Genomic DNA, 1,318 nt, shown 5'->3' on the forward strand with positions numbered 1-1,318 from the left:
CAGTTCCCCTGCAAGTCTGATGGTGGCTGGCCTGGGGCCGGCTGACGGGGCGGATGCTGGTCCTAGCGTCCGAGCGTGACTCTCAGTTCCCTTGACCCTCGCTCGCGGGGTGTCTTTGCTACGGCGTGTTCGCTCGGGCGTCGGGGCCGGCGCCGTCCCGCCCACCGCGATGGCTTGATAGAAGCGTGCCCAACCTGGCGGTTGTGGCTCATTGCAGGGTTGCCTCGCAGTGATTTCCCCGGGTCGACGCCGGTCCCTGACAGCGACGTCACACCCGCAAAGGAGATCCACCGCCATGTCCATCGTCGCAAACTCCTACGCCCATGTCATCGGTATCGACACCCACGCCAGCACCCATACGTACGCGATCCTCGACGCACCCACCGGAGCACTGCGTCACACCCGTACGTTCCCCACGACACCAGCAGGCTTGAAGCGCGCGGCCGCATGGATCGTCCGTTGCACCGGTCCCACCCGGACCACGCTGGCCGTGATCGAGGGCATCGGCTCCTACGGGGCCGGTATCGCCCGCGTGTGCCGCGACACCGGCCTGACGGTCGTCGAACCCCTGCCCATCGCCAAGGCACTGCGCGGCGGACGCGGCAAGTCCGACCCCATCGACGCCGAACTGATCGCCGGCTCGGTCCGCCCCGCCGACGCCCACCACCTGCGTGAACCACGCGACGACCAGGGCGTACGTGCCGCGATCAGGATCCTCGTGACGAGCCGGGACGCGCTGAACAGGTCACGCACCGCCGCGATCAACCAGCTCACCGCACTGGTGCGGACCGTCGACGTCGGCATCGACGCCCGCCACCCCCTCACCAGCGTCCAGATCCACACCATCGCAGCCTGGCGTGAGCGTGCCGACGACATCGCGATCATGACCGCCCGCCGCGAAGCACGCCGCCTGGCACGCCACATCCGCGCCATCGAACACGACCTCAAGTCCAACGAAGCCGACCTGGCCACCTTGGTCGCCGCATCCGACGCCGCACCGCTGATGGACGAGGCCGGCATCGGACCCGTGATCGCAGCCACGATCCTCACCTCGTGGTCCCACGCCGGACGGATCCGCAACGAAGCCGCCTTCGCCGCCCTCGCGGGCGTCAGCCCCATCCCAGCATCGTCAGGCAACACCACCCGGCATCGACTCAACCGCGGCGGCGACCGGCGACTCAACAGCGTCTTCCACGCCGTCATCCTGACCCGCATGCGGGTCGACCCCGCCACACGCGACTACGTCGAACGACGCCGCGCCGAGAACAAGACCACCAAGGACATCCGCCGAATCCTCAAGCGCTACCTCGCCCGCCAC

The 1,318-nt window shown here is 68.6% G+C and carries 1 protein-coding gene; it reads left to right on the forward strand.

Annotated elements, in window-relative coordinates; translation table 11 throughout:
* Positions 1-295: 295 nt before the first annotated feature.
* Positions 296-1,318: IS110 family RNA-guided transposase (locus tag AOM02_RS13985; RefSeq protein WP_062300371.1), on the forward strand; the 1,023-nt coding region annotated here is incomplete at its 3' end.

The organism is Demequina maris (genome assembly GCF_000971155.1).
In the GTDB taxonomy this organism is placed as follows: domain Bacteria; phylum Actinomycetota; class Actinomycetes; order Actinomycetales; family Demequinaceae; genus Demequina; species Demequina maris.